We start from the raw sequence: 19,563 nt of genomic DNA on the forward strand, positions 1-19,563 counted from the left end.
TGGAGAATGATCATATGATCACTCTATGAAATTTCGCTCAGTCATTTCTCGGATATTCCTGACGCCCTGTCAAGCAGGATTTAGCTGACCTCACAGTCAAAGCCCTCTAAACCGGCGCACTTTGCGCAAATTCACCCATTTACAACTTTTAAGTGAAAGAGATTGACTGATCAGAATTTCATTTGATACACATATGCTCACAGTGAAACATGACTGTGCGACCTAATAAGAATTCACAGCACGAGGACACGCCGATGGCCACGCCATTACTGCTCCAGGCTGAACACGTCGCCAAGGCTTACGCCGGGATCCCTGCCCTGCGTGAGGGGCGCCTCTCTCTGCGGGCCGGCAGCGTTCACGCCCTGTGCGGCGGCAATGGCGCAGGCAAATCGACTTTCCTGAGCATCCTGATGGGCATCACCCAGCGCGATGCCGGAACCATCCTGCTCAACGGCTCACCGGTTCAGTTCAACCGCCCGAGTGAAGCACTGGCTGCGGGGATCGCGATGATCACCCAGGAGCTGGAGCCGATCCCTTACATGACCGTCGCCGAAAACATCTGGCTGGGCCGCGAACCACGCCGCGCCGGCTGCATCGTCGACAGCAAGGAACTCAATCGGCGCACTCGCGAATTGCTGGAAGGCCTGGAGTTCGACGTCGACGCCACCCGCCCCATGCACCGCCTGAGCGTGGCGCAGATCCAGTTGGTGGAGATCGCCAAGGCGTTCAGCCACGACTGCCAGGTGATGATCATGGACGAACCGACTTCGGCCATCGGCGAGCGCGAGGCCGAAACCCTGTTCAAGGCGATCCGCCGCCTCACCGCCCGTGGCGCCGGCATCGTCTATGTGTCGCACCGCCTCAGCGAACTGGCGCAAATCGCCGACGACTACAGCATCTTTCGCGACGGCGCCTTTGTGGAGACCGGGCGCATGGCCGATATTGACCGCGCCCACTTGGTGCGCGGCATCGTCGGCCAGGAACTCATCCGCATCGACCACAAGGTGGGCCGCGAATGCGCCGCCGAATGCTGCCTGGACGTCGACAGCCTGAGCCGCGCCGGCGAGTTCCAGGACATCAGCCTGCAGCTGCGCCAGGGCGAGATTCTCGGCATCTACGGGCTGATGGGCTCGGGCCGCAGTGAATTCCTCAACTGCATCTACGGCCTGACCACTCCAGACTCCGGCAGCGTGACCCTGCAAGGCAAACCGATGCCCATCGGCCTGCCCAAGGCGACGATCCAGGCCGGCGTGTCGCTGGTCACCGAAGACCGCAAGGACAGCGGCCTGGTACTCAGCGCCAGCATCCTCTCGAACATCGCGTTGTCGGCATACAAGCAGTTGTCGAGCTGGTCGCTGATTAATGCCCGCAAGGAAAACCAGCTGGCCCAAGACATGGTCAAGCGCCTGCAGATCAAGACCACGTCCCTGGACCTGCCGGTGGAGTCCATGAGCGGCGGCAACCAGCAAAAAGTAGTGCTCGCCAAATGCCTGTCGACCCAGCCGATCTGCCTGCTGTGCGATGAACCGACCCGGGGCATCGACGAAGGCGCCAAGCAGGAGATCTATCACCTGCTGGACCAGTTCGTGCGCGCCGGTGGCGCGGCGATTGTGGTGTCGTCCGAAGCCCCCGAACTGCTGCACCTGAGTGACCGTATTGCCGTGTTCAAAGGCGGAAGGCTGGTAACCATCAGCAGCGATACCGCCCTTTCCCAGGAAGCCTTGTTGAGTCTTGCCTCATGAATGCCAAAACCATTGCCGCCCCGATCACGACCGCACCGCGCAGCCGCCTGCGTCTTTCCCTCGACCGCTTCGGCCTGCCGCTGGTGTTTATCCTGCTGTGCCTCGTGATGGCCTTCGCCAGCGAATACTTCATGACCTGGCGCAACTGGATGGACATCCTGCGCCAGACCTCGATCAACGGAATTCTCGCAGTCGGCATGACCTACGTGATCCTGACCAAGGGCATCGACCTGTCGGTGGGCTCGATCCTGGCCTTTGCCGGATTGTGCAGCGCCATGGTCGCGACCCAGGGCTATGGCGTGCTGGCGGCGGTCAGTGCCGGGATGTTCGCGGGCGCGATGCTCGGGGTGGTGAATGGGTTCATGGTTGCCAATCTGTCGATCCCGCCGTTTGTGGCGACCCTGGGCATGTTGAGCATCGCCCGGGGCATGACCTTCATCCTCAACGACGGCAGCCCGATCACCGACTTGCCCGACGCTTATCTGGCGCTGGGCATCGGCAAGATCGGCCCGATTGGCGTGCCGATCGTGATCTTCGCCGTGGTCGCGCTGATCTTCTGGATGGTGCTGCGCTACACCACTTACGGGCGTTATGTGTACGCGGTGGGCGGCAACGAGAAGAGTGCGCGCACCTCCGGGATCGGCGTGCGCAAGGTGATGTTTTCGGTGTACGTGGTCTCGGGGCTGCTCGCCGGGTTGGCCGGTGTGGTGCTGTCGGCGCGCACCACCTCCGCCCTGCCCCAGGCCGGCACTTCTTATGAGCTGGATGCGATTGCCGCCGTGGTCATCGGTGGCACCAGCCTGTCGGGCGGCACCGGCACGATTGTCGGCACGCTGTTTGGGGCACTGCTGATCGGCGTGATCAACAACGGCCTGAACCTGCTCGGCGTTTCCTCGTATTACCAGCAGGTCGCCAAGGGCCTGATCATCGTGTTCGCAGTACTGATTGATGTGTGGCGCAAGAAAAAACGCTAGTCGCTTTTCCTCGAAAACCGAACTGAACGACCTACAACAATAAGCGGAGTTCTCATCATGAAAGTTGGTATTTCCCTGGCCGCCGTCGCGGCACTCTCCCTGCTCGCCAGCAGCATTGCCCTGGCCGCCGATGGCAAGACCTACAAGATCGGCGCCGCCGTGTACGGGCTCAAGGGCCAGTTCATGCAGAACTGGGTGCGCGAACTCAAGGAGCACCCGGCCGTCAAGGACGGCACCGTGCAGTTGACCGTATTCGACGGCAACTACGATGCCCTGACCCAGAACAACCAGATTGAAAACATGGTGACCCAGCACTACGACGCGATCCTGTTTGTGCCGATCGACACCAAGGCCGGCGTGGGCACCGTGAAAGCCGCCATGAGCAACGACGTAGTGGTGATCGCTTCCAACACCAAAGTGGCAGACGCCAACGTGCCGTATGTGGGCAACGATGACGTGGAAGGTGGCCGCCTCCAGGCGCAGGCCATGGTCGACAAGCTCAACGGCCGTGGCAACGTGGTGATCATCCAGGGCCCGATTGGCCAGTCGGCCCAGATCGACCGGGAAAAGGGTGAGATGGAAGTGCTGGGCAAACACCCGGACATCAAGATCATCGAGAAGAAAACCGCCAACTGGGACCGTGCCCAGGCCCTGGCCCTGACAGAAGACTGGCTGAACGCCCACCCCAAGGGCATCAACGGGGTAATCGCGCAGAACGATGACATGGCCCTCGGCGCGGTGCAGGCGTTGAAGTCCCACGGGCTGACATCCAAGGACGTACCGGTGACGTCCATCGACGGCATGCCGGACGCGATCCAGGCCGCGAAGAAAGATGAGGTGACCACCTTCCTGCAAGACGCCCAGGCGCAATCCCAAGGCGCGCTGGATGTAGCGTTGCGGGCGTTGGCCGGCAAGGATTACAAGCCGCAGTCGGTGATCTGGGAACGCTATGGCAAGGACGTGAAATGGGGTGACGGCACCGCCAAGAACTACATCCTGCCATGGGTGCCGGTGACCAATGCGAATGCGGATGCGCTGTATCAGCAGGTGAGCGGTACGAAGTAAAAACACGATCAATGTGGGCGCTGGCTTGCCTGCGATGCAGACGACTCGGTGTATCAGGAGTACCGAGGTGATGCCATCGCAGGCAAGCCAGCGCCCACATTTGACCGGGCTCCACCTTTAGATCTCGATTGTCAGCAAGAGGAGTCATGTTCATGTCTGGATTCTGGAATCAAGCCTTCGACCTCACCGGCCGCTGTGCCGTGATCACCGGCGGGGCCGCCGGGATCGGTCTGGCGTGTGCCAGCCTGCTGGTGGAACGCGGCGCGCGGGTGGCCCTGCTCGACCGCGACCCGGCCGTGGTCGAAGTCGCCGCAAGCCTGGGCGCCGGGAACATCGGCATCGCCCTGGACCTGCGCCAACTCGACCAGGTGCAGAGCACCGTCGACTACGTGTTCGATCACTTCAAGCGCCTGGATTACCTGGTCAACAGCGCCGGCGTCGCCCTGCTGGACAAGGCCCTGGACGTCAGCGAAAACGCCTGGGACACCACCCTCGACATCAACCTCAAGGCCAGCTTCTTCGTGGCCCAGGCCTGCGCCAAACACATGCTTGCCCAGGGCCGCGGGCGCATCGTCAACCTTGCTTCACAAGCGGCGGTGATCGGCCTGGACCGTCACGTCGCCTACTGCGCCAGCAAGGCCGCCGTGGTCGGCATGACCAAAGTACTCGCCATGGAGTGGGCACCGCACATCAACGTCAACGCCATCTCCCCGACCATCGTCGAAACCGCCCTGGGCAAAAAGGCCTGGGCCGGCGAGCTGGGCGAACGGGCCAAATTGCAGATCCCGGCGGGGCGTTTTGCCCAGCCGGAAGAAATCGCCGGGCTGGCGCTGTACCTGCTCAGCGACGCCGCACAGATGATCACGGGGGAAAACGTGGTGATCGACGGCGGCTACAGCATCCAATAATTGATCTTTTGTCGTGAGGTTTATCGTCATGTCCACTGTCACCGAACGCACGCCTGAGCAACTGTCGCCCGTCATCCCGAAAACCATGCAGGCCGTGGTCTGCCACGGCCCCGAAGACTACCGCCTGGAAACCGTCGACGTCCCCACGCCCGGCCCCGACGAGATCCTGACCAAGGTCGAGCTGTGCGGCATCTGCATGGGCGATATCAAGACCTATCGCGGTGCGCCGTCGTTCTGGGGCGACGCCGAGCAACCGCGCTACGTGAAGCCGCCAATGATTCCCGGGCACGAATTCGTGTGCCGCGTAGTCGCCCTCGGCCCAGGCGCGGAAAAGCGTGGGGTGAAGGTCGGCGACCGGGTGATTTCCGAACAGATCGTGCCGTGCTGGGGCTGCCGCTTCTGCAACCACGGCCAGTATTGGATGTGCCAGAAACACGACCTGTACGGCTTCCAGAACAACGTCCAGGGCGCCATGGCCCAGTACATGATCTTCACCAAGGAAGGCATCATTCACCAGGTACCGGACTCGATTGCCCCGGACGAGGCGATCCTGATCGAACCGCTGGCCTGCTCGCTGCACGCCGCAGAACGGGCGAATGTGGATTTCGACGACATCGTGGTAGTGGCCGGCGCCGGTACGCTGGGCCTGGGGATCATCGGCGCGGTGCGCATGCGCAACCCGAAAAAACTCATCGTGCTCGACATGAAACCCGAACGCGCCGCCCTTGCCCTGCGCATGGGGGCGGATGAAGTGTGGAACCCGGCCGAAGTCGACGTGATGGCGAAGATTCGCGAAATCACCGATGGCTATGGTTGCGACATTTACATTGAGGCCACCGGGCACCACAAGGCGGTGAACCAGGGCTTGGCGATGCTGCGCAAGCTGGGGCGTTTTGTAGAGTTCAGCGTGTTCAACGACGAGGCCACGGTGGACTGGTCGATCATCGGCGACCGCAAGGAACTGGATGTGCTGGGTTCGCACCTGGGGCCGTACATGTACCCGCGCGCCATCGACTTTATCGGCAACCGCAAGATCGACATGCGCGACGTGGTGACCCACAAATTTGCCCTGGCAGACTTCAAGGAAGCGTTTGCGGTGATGGAACGCGGGGACAAGTCGCTTAAAGTCGTCCTGGAACCCTGATTTGCCTAATAACACAGAACCCTGTGGGAGCCGGGCTTTGGCTTTTGGTGGGAGCTGGCTTGCCTGCGATGCAGACGCCTCGGTCTATCAGTGACACCGAGCCGATGCAATCGCAGGCAAGCCAGCTCCCACACAAGCCCGGCTCCCACACCAAGAATAAGAACACAGGAAACCGCGTTATGAATCGAGTGATAAACGATCCGGACCAGGTGGTCGAGGACATGCTGCGCGGCATTCTGGTCGCGCACCCCGAGCTGCACCAATACGAAACCAATCCACGGGTGATCGGCAAGGCCAAGCCTTCGCCGCAGGGCCGCGTGGGCATCGTGACCGGCGGCGGTTCCGGCCATGAGCCGGCGTTTCTCGGTTATGTCGGCCCGGGCCTGGTGGACGCCGTGGCGGTTGGCGAGATTTTCTCCTCACCCACCGCCAAAAGCTTCTTCGACGCCTTCCGCGCCGCCGACCACGGCGCCGGTGTGGCATGCCTGTACGGCAACTATGCCGGCGACAACATGAACGTGAAGCTGGCGATGAAAATGGCCGCCAGCAAAGACATGCAGATCCGCACCGTGGTCGCCAACGACGATGTGGCCTCGGCGCCCAAGGCCGACATCGCCAAGCGTCGCGGGGTGGCCGGGGAAATCTTCATGTGGAAAGTCGGCGGTGCTGCCGCTGCCCAGCATTACGACCTGGATGGGGTGATTCGTGTCGCCCAAAAGGCCGTCGACAACTGCCGCTCCATCGGCATCGGCCTCACGCCCTGCACCATTGCAGCGGTAGGCAAGCCGAACTTCCAGATCCCCGACGGGCAGATGGAACTGGGCATCGGCCACCATGGCGAACCGGGCATTGAAGTCATCGCGATCGAATCTGCCGAAGCCATGGCCGCGCGCATGCTCGCGCCGATCCTCGCCGACCGCGACTTCAGCCAGGACGACAGTGTGGTAGTACTGGTCTCCGGCCTGGGTGCGACACCCGTGATGGAACTTTACATCTTCTACGCCGAGGTTGAACGTCAGTTGCAGGCCAAGGGTTTGAAGATTCACCGCTGCTACGTGGGCAACTACTTCACCTCCCTGGAAATGATGGGCGTGACCCTGACCTTGCTCGGCCTGGACGCCGAGCTGAAAACCCTGATCGACCAACCCTGCCGCTCCATCGGCATGACCCAGGCGGATTAAACCATGAGCCAGCATTTCTCCACCCACGACGGCAGCGCCATCGTCACCGACCTGGTCAGCGTGATCGTTGCCAACCGTGAGTACCTGAGCGAAGTCGACGGCGCCATCGGCGATGGCGACCACGGTATCAACATGGCCAAGGGCTTTGCTCATTGCGGGCGCACGATTGAAGGCCGCCAGTTGACCTTGGCCGAAGCGCTGGACGAGTTGACGCTGAGCCTGATGGAAGGCATCGGCGGTTCCATGGGGCCGCTGTATGGCAGCCTGTTTATCGGCATGGCGGATGAGGTGCGGGGCAGCGACGAGATTGATGCGCCGACCTTTGCGCATCTGCTGCGGGGCGGGCTGACTTCGTTGCAGGACATCACCGAGGCCGGCGTGGGTGACAAGTGCTTGATGGACACGTTGATTCCGGCGGTGGAAGCGTTTGAACAGGCCCATGCGTCGGGGGCGTCGTTCAGTGAGGCGCTGGATGCGATGAAAAGTGCTGCCTCGCAGGGCCGGGATTCGACCAGGGATCTGGTGGCGAAGATTGGGCGGGCCAGCCGGCTGGGCGAGCGCTCGCTGGGCGTGCTGGATGCGGGTGCGGTGTCGTGCTGCCTGATACTGACGCGGTTGGCGGATTCGGTTCAACCGAGGTTGGTGTAAACCCCTCACCACAAATAAGCGCGCTCAGGCCAAAGACGTGGGAAACGCCTTGCGCACCTGCTCGATATACCGCGCCACCGCCGGCGCCTTTTCAAAGCGCCGGTGGATCAGCGACAGCCACGACGATGCCTCACTGCCGTCAATCGTGCGGTACACGACATTCGGCAAGCCCACATGCCCCACCACCGACGCTGGCACCACCGCCACGCCCTGCCCCAGCGACACCAAGGCAATCACTGCCACCAAGCCACCCGGCTGCGGCCCTAACCGAGGGGCATAACCGCCCTGCGCCGCCACGTGCAGCGTGCCGCTGATTTGCTCGGGCAAGATGAAGGTCTCGTTCTGCAAGTGCTCGGGCGTGATCGCCTTTAGTCCCAGCAGCCAGGAATCCTGGGGCAGCGCCAACACAAATCCCTCACTGCCCAACCGCACGGCCTCGACACCGTCAGGCAACGTCATCGGCGAACGAATATAGCCAATGTCATAGCGCCCCTCGGCCACCAGCCCCGGCAACGTTGCCATGGGACTCTCCCGCACGCTGAGGCTCACATCCGGGCAATCCGCGCTGAACGACTGCACCTGGCGCTGCAACAACCCCGAATACACCGCCGACGCCACATACCCCAACTCGATATGACCGATCTCGCCACGCCCGGCACGCTGGGCTTTGCGCTGGGCAAATTCAAACTGGCGCACGGTGGCCTCGGCCTCGATCAACAACGCCGCGCCCGCCTCGGTCAGGCTGACTTCGCGCTGGCGCCGGATAAACAAGCGGGTGCCAAGGGTGTTTTCCATGTCCTGGATCTGCCGGCTCAGGGTCGGCGGCGCAATGCCCAATTGCTCAGCAGCACGGGTGAAATTGCGTTGCCGGGCAACGGCCAGGAAGTAGCGGAAATGCCGTATTTCCATAACAGGATTAGCTCAAAGGTAATGAAGTGCTCGGTCGCGCCTAACACAAGCCGTCGAAGTCGGAGATAAGCTCGCAGCAGGTCCACATTAGAGAGCATTTGCGATGCACGTCAAATTCCGCTTCAGGATTGCCCGACAGGTAATTCGACCATGAGCAAAGTCAGCCCGCGCCTCACACTGCTGACCGCCTCCGGCGTCTGTTCGCTGATTGTGCTCGACACCAACATAGTCGCCGTCACCCTACCGAGCATTGCCCGGGACCTGGGGGCGAATTTCGCCGATATCGAATGGGTGGTCAGCGCTTATATGCTGGCCTTCGCTGCGCTGTTGCTGCCGGCCGGGAGCATTGCCGACCGCTTTGGTCGCAAGAAGACCCTGGTCTGGGGCCTGGGTATTTTCATCCTCGCTTCCCTGGGCTGCGGTGCGGCGCCGAATGCGTTGTTCCTGGATATCGCCCGTGCCGTCAAAGGTGTCGGCGCAGCGCTGCTGCTGACCTCGGCCCTGGCCTCCATTGGCCATACCTTCCATGACGAAGTGGAACGCGCCAAGGCCTGGGCCTTTTGGGGCGCGTGCATGGGCGTGGCGATGACGGCTGCGCCGACCCTTGGCGGGTTGATTACCCAGTACCTCGGCTGGCGCTGGATTTTCTATCTGAATTTGCCGGTCGGCCTGGTACTGATGGGACTGGTGCTGCGCGCGATTCCGGAGTCTCGGGACGCCCAGTCCGCCAGGCTTGATCCCTGGGGCAGCCTGACCTTCAGCGCGAGTTTGCTGTGTTTGATCTGGGGCCTGATCGAAGCCAATCGCATCGGCTGGGACAACCCGCTGACTTACGCGCGGCTGCTGGGTGGTGCTGCGCTGTTAGGTTTGTTTGTACTCGCCGAACGCCTGCAACAACGGCCCATGGTGGACCTGAAGTTATTCAAACACCCGCGCTTCATCGGCGCACTGCTGGGGATGTTCGCCTACGCCGGCTGTGCCCAGGTGATGATGACGCTGCTGCCGTTCTACCTGCAAAACGGCCTGGGGTTCTCCGCGATTGCCTCCGGGCTGGGCATGTTGCCGTTTGCCTTGACCATGTTGATTTGTCCGCGGATAGGCGCGCGCCTGGCCGGCCGCTTTGCCCCGGCCACTCTGATGGCGACAGGGCTGGCGCTGGTGGGTTGCGGCAACCTGCTGAGTGCCTGGGCGGTCAATATCGGCGGCTATCTGCCGTTCGCCCTGGCGATTGCCGTCACAGGCGCCGGTGCGGGATTGCTCAATGGCGATACGCAGAAAAACATCATGGCCTGCGTGCCACGGGACCGCGCGGGGATGGCGTCGGGCATGAGCACCACCATGCGTTTCAGCGCGATCATGTTGGCGATTGGGGTGTATGGAGCGTTGTTGAGCAGCCATAGCGAACAGTTGCTGCACGCGGGCATCAGCTCTCAGTGGCAGGAACAGGTGGCAGGGATTGCTTCAAGGGTGGTGGCAGGCGATATGCCGGCGGCGATGGCTTTGCTGCCTGAGTCGGCGCGGGAGACGGTGCAGCCACTGGCGCGGCAGGCGTTTGTGGGCGGGTTCAGCGTGGTGTTGTGGGTGGCGGGGTTGTTGGGTTTGCTGGGGGCGCTGGTGGTGGGCGCGTTGATGCGGCATCCAATACCAGCAGTGCAACAGGCCTCACTACCAGCTCGGTAATGTGACCACCACAACTCAATGTGGTGGTCAGTTGAATTGTTACCAGAAACGCTGCTGGGTCAGGCGGCTCCACCAGGTCAGCAGCACCCGGTCTACCGAACCGCTGGCCGCCAGGCCCACCCGCTCTTGCAGGCTTTTACGCTCGGCATAGTGCAGGTGGAACACCTCGGCGGTCTTGGCTTTGGTTGCCAGGTATTCATCGCTGGTTTGCAGCGCGTCCACCAGTTGCTTGTCCAGCGCGGCAACACCGAGCCAGACTTCGCCGGTGGCCACGTCATCAATCGCCAACTGCGGGCGGTAGCGCGACACGAAGTTCTTGAACAGTTGATGGGTGATGTCCAGGTCTTCCTGGAACTTCTCGCGGCCCTTCTCGGTGTTTTCGCCAAACACGGTCAGGGTGCGTTTGTATTCACCGGCGGTCAGCACTTCGAAGTCGATGTCGTGTTTCTTCAGCAGGCGGTTGACGTTGGGCAACTGCGCCACCACACCGATCGAGCCCAGGATGGCAAACGGCGCGCTGATGATCTTCTCGCCGATGCACGCCATCATGTAGCCGCCGCTGGCCGCGACCTTGTCGATGCACACGGTCAATGGCACGCCCGCCTCGCGGATACGCGCCAGTTGCGACGACGCCAGGCCGTAGCTGTGGACCATGCCGCCGCCGCTTTCCAGGCGCAGTACCACTTCGTCCTTGGGCGTGGCCAGGCTCAACAATGCAGTGATTTCATGGCGCAGGCTTTCGGTGGCCGACGCCTTGATGTCGCCATCAAAATCCAGCACGAACACCCGAGGCTTGGCCTCGGGTTTCTTCTTGCTGTTCTTCTTTTCGGTTTTGCTTTCGGACTTGCGCAACGCCTTGAGCTGGTCCTTGTCGAGCAAGGCTTGCTCCAGGCGCTCACGCAAGCCCTTGTAGAAATCATTGAGCTTGCTGACCTGCAACTGGCCGGCGGACTTGCGACGCCCCTTGCTGCGCAGCGCGGCAAACGTGACCAGCACCACCAGAATGGCGACGACCAAGGTGACGGTTTTAGCCAGGAAACTTGCGTACTCAGCCAAAAAATCCATGTGACTCCTTACTAATGCAGTGCGCCAGGCGCGGATTGCCCAAGCATACCGACGCCACCGCCCCGGGGCCAGTGATCAAACCGCCAGCAGCGGGCCTCTAACGGGCTTTTAAAACAAGCGTATGTTTTTTCATTGACAGCTTCCCGGCATCCTCATAACCTCGCCAGACTTTCAACGTACCGGGAAAACGGACGTGGGCAGCATCTACCTGATTCGACATGGCCAGGCCTCCTTCGGTGCAGACGACTACGACGTGCTGTCGCCCATCGGTGTGCAACAGGCGCAAGTGCTGGGCAGCCACCTGGCCGAGCTGGGCCTGAGCTTCGACCGCTGCGTTTCGGGCGCCCTGCGCCGCCAGCAGCACACCGCCACTGCGGCCTTCGAACAATACAGCGCCCTCGGCCTGCCGGTACCCACGCTGGAAATCGACAGCGCGTTCAACGAATTCGACGCCGAGGCCATCATCCGCGCCCTGCTCCCGGACTTGCTGCACAGCGAACCCGAAGCCCTGCACATCCTGCGCAACGCCGCGCAAAACCGTGGCGAGTTCCAGCGCATCTTTTCCCTGATTGTCGAACGCTGGCTGGCCGGCACGTACGACCCGCCGGGGCTGGAAAGCTGGCTGGGGTTTGTCGAACGTGTGCAGGGTGGCCTGCAACGCATCCTCGAAGTGGCCCAGGGCAGTGACAAGATCGCCGTGTTCACCTCCGGCGGAACCATCACTGCCCTGCTTCACCTGATTACCCGAATGCCTGCCGCACAGGCCTTCGAACTGAACTGGCAAATTGTTAACACCTCGCTCAACCAGCTTAAATTCCGTGGTCGCGAGGTGGCACTGGCTTCCTTCAACAGCCATACCCACTTGCAACTGTTGAAGGCGCCGCAGCTCATCACCTTCCGATGAACTGCGGCCAACCGTGACCCCAAGGTCACTGGACTCACCCTAAAGGATCGAAACCATGACTGACGTAGCTAAAGCCGTAGAAGCAATGAAAGCCAAATTCAACCCAGCCGCTGCCGACGGCCTGGACCTGGTGTTCGGTTTCCGTATCGACGACACCCAGAACTTCTCGCTGGTGGTGAAAAACAATACCTGCGAACTGCTGGAAGGTGAAAACCCTGACGCCCAAGTCACCCTGGTGATGGACGGCGACACCATGAAAGGCATCGTCAGCGGCGAAACCGACGGCATGCAAGCGTTCATGGGCGGCAAACTGCGCACTGAAGGCGACATGATGCTGGCGATGAAATTGAGCGACCTGTTCCCGGCCTGATCAGGGCAACCCTGCCAGACCACGCGAGCCTGTGTGGGCGCCGGGCTTGCCCGCGATAGCATCACCTCGGTGCAACTGATACACCGAGGCGTCTGCATCGCAGGCAAGCCAGCTCCCACACAGGCCCGCGTCCACCTTCAGGTTGTGTTGTTTTCAGGTTTTTGGCTGCAACAACAGCGCCACCAACGCACTCCACCCCGTCTGGTGCGAAGCCCCCAACCCACGCCCGGTCTCACCATGAAAGTACTCATGGAACAACACCAGGTCGCGACTCGCCGGGTCAGCCTCCAACTGCGCATACCCCACCATTGATGGCCTTGAACCGTTTTCATCCCTTAGAAACAGCCCGATCAAGCGCTGGCTGAGACCATCGGCAACCTCCTCCAACGACGCCAGATACCCACTTCCCGCCGGGTACTCCACCGAGAAATTGTCGGCGTAGTAGCGATGAAATTCGCGCAGCGACTCAATCAACATGTAGTTGACCGGCATCCACAACGGGCCCCGCCAATTGGAGTTACCGCCGTACAACCGCGAGTCCGATTCCGCCGGCTCATAGCGGGCACACAACGTGTTGCCATTCATCTTCAGCGCCAGCGGCTGCTCGGCAAACGCTTTGGACAGCGAACGCACGCCAAACGTCGAGAGGAACTCGGACTCATCGAGCATGCGCCGTAGCAAATCCTTGGTCCGCTCCCCGCGCAACAACGCCAGCAACAGGCGGTTGCCCTGCCCTGGCTCGTTCCAGCGCGACACCAGCTTGGCCAGGTCCGGCCGATGCTTCATAAAGCCCAGCAAGCGCTCGCGCAAACCTTCCAACCCTTCGTGTTCACGCTGCTCCAGCACCAGCACCGCAAAGAGCGGCATCAGGCCGACGATAGAGCGCAACCGCACCGGTTCGCTTTCACCACCGGGACGGTGCAGCACGTCATAGAAGAACTGGTCCTGCTCATCCCACAAGCCTTCGGCGCCATCGTCGACACGGTTGATCGCGCCGGCGATGTACAGGAAGTGCTCGAAGAACTTCACCGCTATGTCCACGTACACCACGTTGCGCTTGGCCAACTCCAGGCCGATGCGCATCAGGTCCAGGGCATAGGCGGCCACCCACGCGGTGCCGTCAGCCTGGTCCAGCTGGTAACCCGGCGGCAAATCGGCCGAGCGGTCGAACAGCGCGATGTTGTCCAGCCCAAGGAACCCACCCTGGAACAGGTTTCGCCCCTCGGCGTCCTTGCGGTTCACCCACCAGGAAAAATTCAGCAGCAGCTTGTGGAAGATCCGCTCAAGGAAATCCATGTCGCCCACGCCACTCAGCGCTTTGTCCTGCTGGTATACCCGCCAACTGGCCCAGGCATGCACCGGCGGGTTGGCATCGTCAAACCGCCATTCGTAGGCCGGCAACTGGCCATTCGGGTGCATGAAGCGGTCCTTCACCAACAGCAACAACTGCTGCTTGGCGTAACCCGGATCAATCAGCGCAAAGGCCACCGCCTGGAAGCCCTGGTCCCACGAGGCATACCACGGGTATTCCCAGGTGTCGGGCATCGAGAGGATGTCGAAGTTCGACAGGTGCCGCCAATGGGTATTGCGGATATGCAAACGCTCGGGCGGTGGCGCGGGCTGGGACGGGTCGCCGTCGAGCCATTGGTTCACGTCGAAGTAATACAGCTGCTTGGACCACAGCAACCCGGCCAGGGCCTGGCGCTGCACATTGCGCGCATCTGCATCGGCGATGCCCTGTTGCAGCGCCGCGTAGAAATCGTCGGCCTCCTGGCGGCGCTGCTCGAACAGCTTGCGTGCGTTGATCCAGGGCGCATCCGCCGGGGCAAAGCGCAGGTACAGGGTTGTGCTTTCCTGGCCCGCCAGTTCCAGGATGAAACGCGCGGCGACCTTGGTGCCCGAATCCCGGCGAATCGCCGCTTCGCAACCCGTGGTCACATAGTCATTGATCCCGTCCTTGAACGGCCCCGGCGCAGGCTGCCCGTCCAGCTTGGGGAAGTTGGTTTCGTTCTCGCAGAACAACCACTCCACACCGTCCTGGCCCCACGCGCTCAGGTGGCGGTCAAACAATTCATGGTGCCGCGCCACCACCTGTTCGCCCTCCAGGCGCAACTCGGGTTTGGGCGCATCCGCGTCCCAGCTCCAGTCGTTGCGCGCCCACAGGTGCGGTAATACCTGCAAGCGCGTGGGCTGGGCGGAACGGTTATGGACCGTGATGCGCATGAACACATCGTCAGGCTGGTGCTTGGCGTATTCCACCGTGACGTCGCAATAGCGGTTGTCTTCGAAGACCCCGGTGTCGAGGATTTCGTATTCGGCGTCCCCCAACCCACGCCGGGCGTTCTCGGTGATCAAGTCGTCGTAGGGAAATGCGCCGTGGGGGTATTTGTAGAGCATGCGCATGTAGGCATGGCTCGGCACGCCATCAACGAAAAAGTACAGTTCCTTGACGTCTTCGCCGTGGTTGCCCTCGGCGTTATTCAGGCCGAACAGGCGCTCCTTGATGATCGCGTCATGCTCGTTCCACAGCGCCAGGCCCAGGCACCAGCGCTGGGCCTTGTCGCTGAACCCCGCCAGGCCATCCTCGCCCCAGCGGTAGGCGCGGCTGCGGGCATGTTCGTGGGGGAAGTAACGCCAGGCATCGCCGTCGGCGCTGTAGTCTTCGCGTACCGTGCCCCATTGCCGCTCGCTCAGGTAGGGGCCCCAGTCACGCCAGCGCTCGCCGTCAGTGTTGGCCAGGCGCTGGCCTTCAATCGTTTCCAGAATGTTCGTCGCAGGCTGTGCCGTCATCGATTCTTCCGTCGCGTTCAGAGGTGGCGGCCAGTGTAGAGCCCATCGGCGGTGAGATGCACGTGAAGCTGGCGACATCCAGCTCATTCATTTGCAGAATGAAGTCCAGAGGAATCTTCGTTTGCAAGGCGCTGGCAGGCCCAACAAAATCAGGCAACCGTGCTTTTTATCTCTCGTAGCCGCCAGGAATTTTTCTATGCCCACCGTCAGCCCTGACGAGATTCGCAAAGGCTTCTCCAAAGCCATGTCCGACATGTACCGCGATGAAGTGCCGTTGTATGGCGCATTGATGGAACTGGTGGCCCAGACCAATGCCCGAGTGCTGGAAACCGACGCCGGGCTGGCTCACCAACTGCAACGCACCGGGGAAATCCAGCGTTTGGACATGGAGCGCCATGGCGCCATTCGCCTGGGCACCGCCGAAGAGCTGGCGACCATCAGCCGCCTGTTCGCGGTGATGGGCATGCAGCCGGTGGGCTATTACGACCTCACGCCGGCCGGGGTTCCGGTGCACTCCACGGCCTTTCGCGCGGTGCATGAAAGCGCGCTGCAAACCAGCCCGTTTCGGGTGTTCACCTCCCTGCTGCGCCTGGAATTGATCGAGAACCCTGAACTGCGGGCGTTTGCCCAGTCGGCCCTGACCAAGCGCTCGATCTTCACCCCGCGCGCCCTGCAGCTGATCCAGCAGGCCGAAGCCGAAGACGGCCTCGACGCCACCCACGCCGAGGAGTTTATCCAGCAAGCCCTGGAAACCTTCCGCTGGCACCACACCGCCACCGTCACCGCCGCGCAGTACCAGCAACTGAGCGATCAGCACCGGCTGATCGCCGACGTGGTGGCGTTCAAGGGCCCGCACATCAACCACCTGACGCCGCGCACCCTGGACATCGACCAGGTACAGGCCGCGATGCCCGGCAAAGGCATCACCCCCAAGGCCGTGATCGAAGGCCCGCCCCGCCGCCGGTGCCCGATCTTGCTGCGCCAGACCAGCTTCAAGGCGCTGGATGAAGCCATTGCCTTTACCGACGCCAAGGGCAGCCACAGCGCCCGCTTCGGTGAAATAGAACAACGCGGCGTGGCGCTGACACCCAAGGGCCGCGCGCTGTATGACCAACTGCTGAATGCTGCACGGGATGAATTGGGGGCGTTTCCGAATGAGGCCAATGCCGGGCGCTACACCGAATTGATGGAGCAGCACTTCCAGGCGTTTCCCGATAACCACCGCGAGATGCGTGAGCAGGAACTGGCGTACTTCCGCTACTTCGTGACCGAGAAAGGCCTGGCCGCCCAGGACAAGGTTAAAACCCTGGACGAACTGATCGCCGCCGGCCACGTGGACGTGGAACCGCTGGTGTACGAGGATTTTCTGCCGGTGAGTGCCGCGGGGATTTTCCAGTCGAACCTGGGGGATGCTGCGCAAAGTCACTACGCGGCCAACTCCAACCAGGCAGAGTTTGAAAAGGCCCTGGGCCGCCAGACCATTGATGAGCTTAAGTTATACGGGAAAACCCAGCAGCGCTCGATTGACGAATGCAAACGCGCGCTGCTGGCTTGAAAGACAGCGTCCGCCCGGCCACAGCGCATTCCATGCGCCGTCTAAAAGCCCCAGTGCCGGGCGAACGCTGGGCATGATAGGCAGCGACGGGGTCGCTGTCTTTCAGGCAATTCTGAACAAATCTTCTACTTGGCCGCCGCTTTCTCCAACTGCTCGACAATTTTGTCTTTGATCAACAGGCGCTTTTTCTTCAGCTTCTCCAGCTCCTCATCAGCGCCGCTCGAGGACTCAAGTTCCAGTACCTCCTTGTCGGCGCCGTCGTATTGGTGGAGCAGCGAATCCAGGTAGTTGTCGCCCGCCCTGCGCTGTTGAATGTCTTCCTTGGTGAAAGTCAGGTCCTGATACAGGTCGTGTTTCACTGGCATGGAGTACCTCCGCAAGTTGATCAATGACTGAATGCCCCTTGAAGCTAGCCCATCCGACGGGCTCTTGTCATGTTTGAGATCAACCTGTCGCGTTTGCGCCCCCGTTCGTCGCTGGGCAGACGATTTCATAAAACCTTTGGCGCACGCTGCCCTCCACTGTAGATCGTCACCCGATGGAGAACAGGTTCCATGAATCACGCTGCCAACGCTGTCGACACCCAGTGCATCAACACCATCCGTACCCTGGCCATGGACGCCGTGCAGAAGGCCAACTCCGGCCACCCCGGCACACCCATGGGCCTGGCGCCCGTCGGCTACACCTTGTGGAGCCGTTTCCTGCGTTACCACCCCGAACACCCCGACTGGCCCAACCGTGACCGTTTCGTGTTGTCGGTGGGCCACGCTTCGATGCTGTTGTATTCGCTGTTGCACCTGGCAGGCGTGGTGGAAATCGACGCTCACGGCAAGCGCTCCGGCCACCCGGCGATCAGCCTGGATGACATCAAGCAGTTCCGGCAGATGAGTTCCAAGACCCCCGGCCACCCCGAATACCGCATGACCACCGGCGTGGAAACCACCACCGGGCCACTCGGCCAGGGTTGTGCCAACAGCGTCGGCATGGCGATGGCCGAGCGTTGGCTGGCCAAGCGTTTCAACCATGACGACCGGGTGCTGTTCGACTACAACGTGTACACCCTGTGCGGCGACGGCGACATGATGGAGGGCATCAGCAGCGAGGCCGCGTCCATCGCCGGGCATTTGAAGCTGGATAACCTGTGCTGGATTTACGACAACAATACGATCAGCATCGAAGGCCACACCGAACTGGCCTTCAGCGAGGACGTGATCAAGCGCTTCCAGGCCTACGGCTGGCACACTTTGCACGTTACCGATGCCAATGACCTGCTGGCCCTGAGCGATGCCCTGGGCACCTTCCAGAAAAACACCGGCGCACCGACCCTGATCGTGGTCGACAGCGTGATCGGCTATGGCTCGCCGCACAAACACAACACGGCTTCGGCCCATGGCGAACCGTTGGGCGACGAGGAAATCCGTTTGACCAAAGCCGCTTACGGCTGGCCCGAAGATTCAAGCTTCCTGGTCCCGGATGAAGCGCGCACCGTCCTGCGGGATGCGCTGCTGTCGCGCAGCAAGCCGCTGTACGAGCAATGGACGCAAACCCTGTCCCACCTGGAACAATACGAGCCGGAACTGGCCGATGAGCTACGGCGCATGCGTGCCGGCGAGATGCCCGAGCATTGGCAGGACCAGTTGCCGAACTTTGCCAGCGATGCCAAGGGTGTCGCCAGCCGCGCCGCCGGGGGTGAGGTATTGAATGCGTTTGCCCAGCAGATTCCTTGGCTGCTCGGCGGCTCGGCAGACTTGTCGCCCTCCACCAAGACCAACCTGACGTTCGACGGTGCCGGGCGTTTCAGCGCCCAGAACTATGGCGGGCGCAACCTGCACTTCGGTATTCGCGAACACGCCATGGGCGCGATTGCCAACGGCATGGCGCTGTCGTACCTGCGGCCTTATACCTCGACGTTCCTGGTGTTCAGCGATTACATGAAACCGCCGATTCGCCTCGCGGCAATCATGGAACTGCCGGTGGTGTTTGTGTTTACCCATGACTCGATTGGCGTCGGCGAAGACGGCCCCACCCACCAGCCCATCGAACACCTGACCCAACTGCGCGCCACTCCAGGCTTGCTGACCCTGCGCCCAGGCGACGCGAATGAAACCCTGGAAGCCTGGAAGATTGCCCTGGCCCAGACCCATCGCCCGACGTGCGTGGTGCTGTCGCGGCAGAACCTGCCGACCCTGGACCGCACGAAGTATGCAGCGGCAACGGGGACAGCACGTGGTGCCTATGTGCTGGCCGGTGCCGATAAGCCCCAGGTGATCCTGATGGCGACCGGCAGTGAAGTCAGCCTGGCAGTGGGCGCCTATGAACAGCTGAAGGCCGAGGGCGTGGCAGCGCAAGTGGTGTCGATGCCCAGCTGGGAACTGTTCGAAGAACAAGACCAGGCCTACCGCGACAGCGTGCTGCCGCCGGCGGTGAAGGCACGGTTGGTGGTGGAACAGGCCGGCCCCTTGGGCTGGGACCGCTACGTGGGGCAGACCGGCGCCAAGGTGGTGATGAACAGCTTTGGCGCATCCGCACCGCTGGCCAAGTTGCAGGCCAAGTTCGGCTTTACCCTGGAGAATGTGGTGAAGCTGGCGAAGGAGCAGGTCAAGCTCAACACCGCGGATTAACTACGGG

General features: G+C 61.8%; 16 protein-coding genes. 12 read left to right on the forward strand and 4 right to left on the reverse strand.

Features of this window, described 5'->3' with window-relative positions:
* Positions 1-254: 254 nt before the first annotated feature.
* From RGV33_RS19555 to dhaL, 7 genes are all read left to right on the forward strand, one after another.
* Positions 255-1,742 carry a sugar ABC transporter ATP-binding protein gene (locus RGV33_RS19555; protein ID WP_322145704.1) on the forward strand — a complete coding sequence of 496 codons (1,488 nt, stop codon included), beginning with the start codon at positions 255-257 and terminating at the stop codon, positions 1,740-1,742.
* Entirely contained in the window at positions 1,739-2,716 is a 978-nt protein-coding gene (locus RGV33_RS19560) for an ABC transporter permease (RefSeq protein ID WP_322145705.1), read from the forward strand. Before RGV33_RS19555 ends, RGV33_RS19560 begins: the two co-directional genes overlap by 4 nt.
* 57 nt (positions 2,717-2,773) lie before the next feature.
* Positions 2,774-3,781 (forward strand): substrate-binding domain-containing protein, encoded by a 1,008-nt coding sequence (locus tag RGV33_RS19565; protein ID WP_177089899.1) that lies wholly within the window; start codon positions 2,774-2,776, stop codon positions 3,779-3,781.
* Between the two features lie 152 nt (positions 3,782-3,933).
* Complete coding sequence (locus RGV33_RS19570) at positions 3,934-4,689, forward strand: GolD/DthD family dehydrogenase (RefSeq protein ID WP_322145706.1); 756 nt, start codon at positions 3,934-3,936, stop codon at positions 4,687-4,689.
* A gap of 28 nt (positions 4,690-4,717) precedes the next feature.
* Entirely contained in the window at positions 4,718-5,833 is a 1,116-nt protein-coding gene (locus tag RGV33_RS19575; RefSeq protein ID WP_322145707.1) for an MDR/zinc-dependent alcohol dehydrogenase-like family protein, read from the forward strand.
* A gap of 179 nt (positions 5,834-6,012) precedes the next feature.
* Positions 6,013-7,014: a dihydroxyacetone kinase subunit DhaK gene (locus RGV33_RS19580; RefSeq protein ID WP_322145708.1), complete on the forward strand. Its 1,002-nt coding sequence runs from the start codon at positions 6,013-6,015 to the stop codon at positions 7,012-7,014.
* 3 nt (positions 7,015-7,017) lie between these two features.
* Complete coding sequence (gene dhaL, locus RGV33_RS19585) at positions 7,018-7,662, forward strand: dihydroxyacetone kinase subunit DhaL (RefSeq protein ID WP_322145709.1); 645 nt, start codon at positions 7,018-7,020, stop codon at positions 7,660-7,662.
* A gap of 24 nt (positions 7,663-7,686) precedes the next feature.
* Here the strand turns inward: dhaL and RGV33_RS19590 are convergent, their stop codons facing one another.
* On the reverse strand, positions 7,687-8,571 hold the full coding sequence (locus RGV33_RS19590) for a LysR family transcriptional regulator (RefSeq protein ID WP_322145710.1): 885 nt from the start codon (positions 8,569-8,571) through the stop codon (positions 7,687-7,689).
* A gap of 150 nt (positions 8,572-8,721) precedes the next feature.
* Here RGV33_RS19590 and RGV33_RS19595 point away from each other — a divergent pair, with 150 nt between their 5' ends.
* Positions 8,722-10,251 (forward strand): MFS transporter, encoded by a 1,530-nt coding sequence (locus RGV33_RS19595; RefSeq protein WP_322145711.1) that lies wholly within the window; start codon positions 8,722-8,724, stop codon positions 10,249-10,251.
* A gap of 39 nt (positions 10,252-10,290) precedes the next feature.
* Here the strand turns inward: RGV33_RS19595 and sohB are convergent, their stop codons facing one another.
* The gene (gene sohB / locus RGV33_RS19600; RefSeq protein WP_322145712.1) at positions 10,291-11,316 is read right to left on the reverse strand and encodes a protease SohB; all 1,026 of its coding nucleotides are present in this window, start codon (positions 11,314-11,316) and stop codon (positions 10,291-10,293) included.
* A 193-nt stretch (positions 11,317-11,509) separates the two neighbouring features.
* Here sohB and RGV33_RS19605 point away from each other — a divergent pair, with 193 nt between their 5' ends.
* Positions 11,510-12,220, forward strand: coding sequence for a histidine phosphatase family protein (locus RGV33_RS19605; protein WP_322145713.1), 711 nt, complete (start codon positions 11,510-11,512; stop codon positions 12,218-12,220).
* A 55-nt stretch (positions 12,221-12,275) separates the two neighbouring features.
* Positions 12,276-12,590 (forward strand): SCP2 sterol-binding domain-containing protein, encoded by a 315-nt coding sequence (locus tag RGV33_RS19610; RefSeq protein WP_322145714.1) that lies wholly within the window; start codon positions 12,276-12,278, stop codon positions 12,588-12,590.
* 153 nt (positions 12,591-12,743) lie between these two features.
* Here the strand turns inward: RGV33_RS19610 and RGV33_RS19615 are convergent, their stop codons facing one another.
* Positions 12,744-15,380, reverse strand: coding sequence for an MGH1-like glycoside hydrolase domain-containing protein (locus tag RGV33_RS19615; RefSeq protein WP_322145715.1), 2,637 nt, complete (start codon positions 15,378-15,380; stop codon positions 12,744-12,746).
* 196 nt (positions 15,381-15,576) lie between these two features.
* Here RGV33_RS19615 and RGV33_RS19620 point away from each other — a divergent pair, with 196 nt between their 5' ends.
* Positions 15,577-16,935: a VOC family protein gene (locus RGV33_RS19620; RefSeq protein WP_322145716.1), complete on the forward strand. Its 1,359-nt coding sequence runs from the start codon at positions 15,577-15,579 to the stop codon at positions 16,933-16,935.
* Between the two features lie 125 nt (positions 16,936-17,060).
* Here the strand turns inward: RGV33_RS19620 and RGV33_RS19625 are convergent, their stop codons facing one another.
* Positions 17,061-17,300 carry a DUF465 domain-containing protein gene (locus RGV33_RS19625; protein ID WP_322145717.1) on the reverse strand — a complete coding sequence of 80 codons (240 nt, stop codon included), beginning with the start codon at positions 17,298-17,300 and terminating at the stop codon, positions 17,061-17,063.
* A 189-nt stretch (positions 17,301-17,489) separates the two neighbouring features.
* Here RGV33_RS19625 and tkt point away from each other — a divergent pair, with 189 nt between their 5' ends.
* Positions 17,490-19,556 carry a transketolase gene (tkt, locus tag RGV33_RS19630; RefSeq protein WP_322145718.1) on the forward strand — a complete coding sequence of 689 codons (2,067 nt, stop codon included), beginning with the start codon at positions 17,490-17,492 and terminating at the stop codon, positions 19,554-19,556.
* The last annotated feature ends 7 nt before the right edge of the window (positions 19,557-19,563 follow it).

This window comes from Pseudomonas sp. Bout1 (assembly GCF_034314165.1).
Classification (GTDB): Bacteria; Pseudomonadota; Gammaproteobacteria; order Pseudomonadales; family Pseudomonadaceae; genus Aquipseudomonas.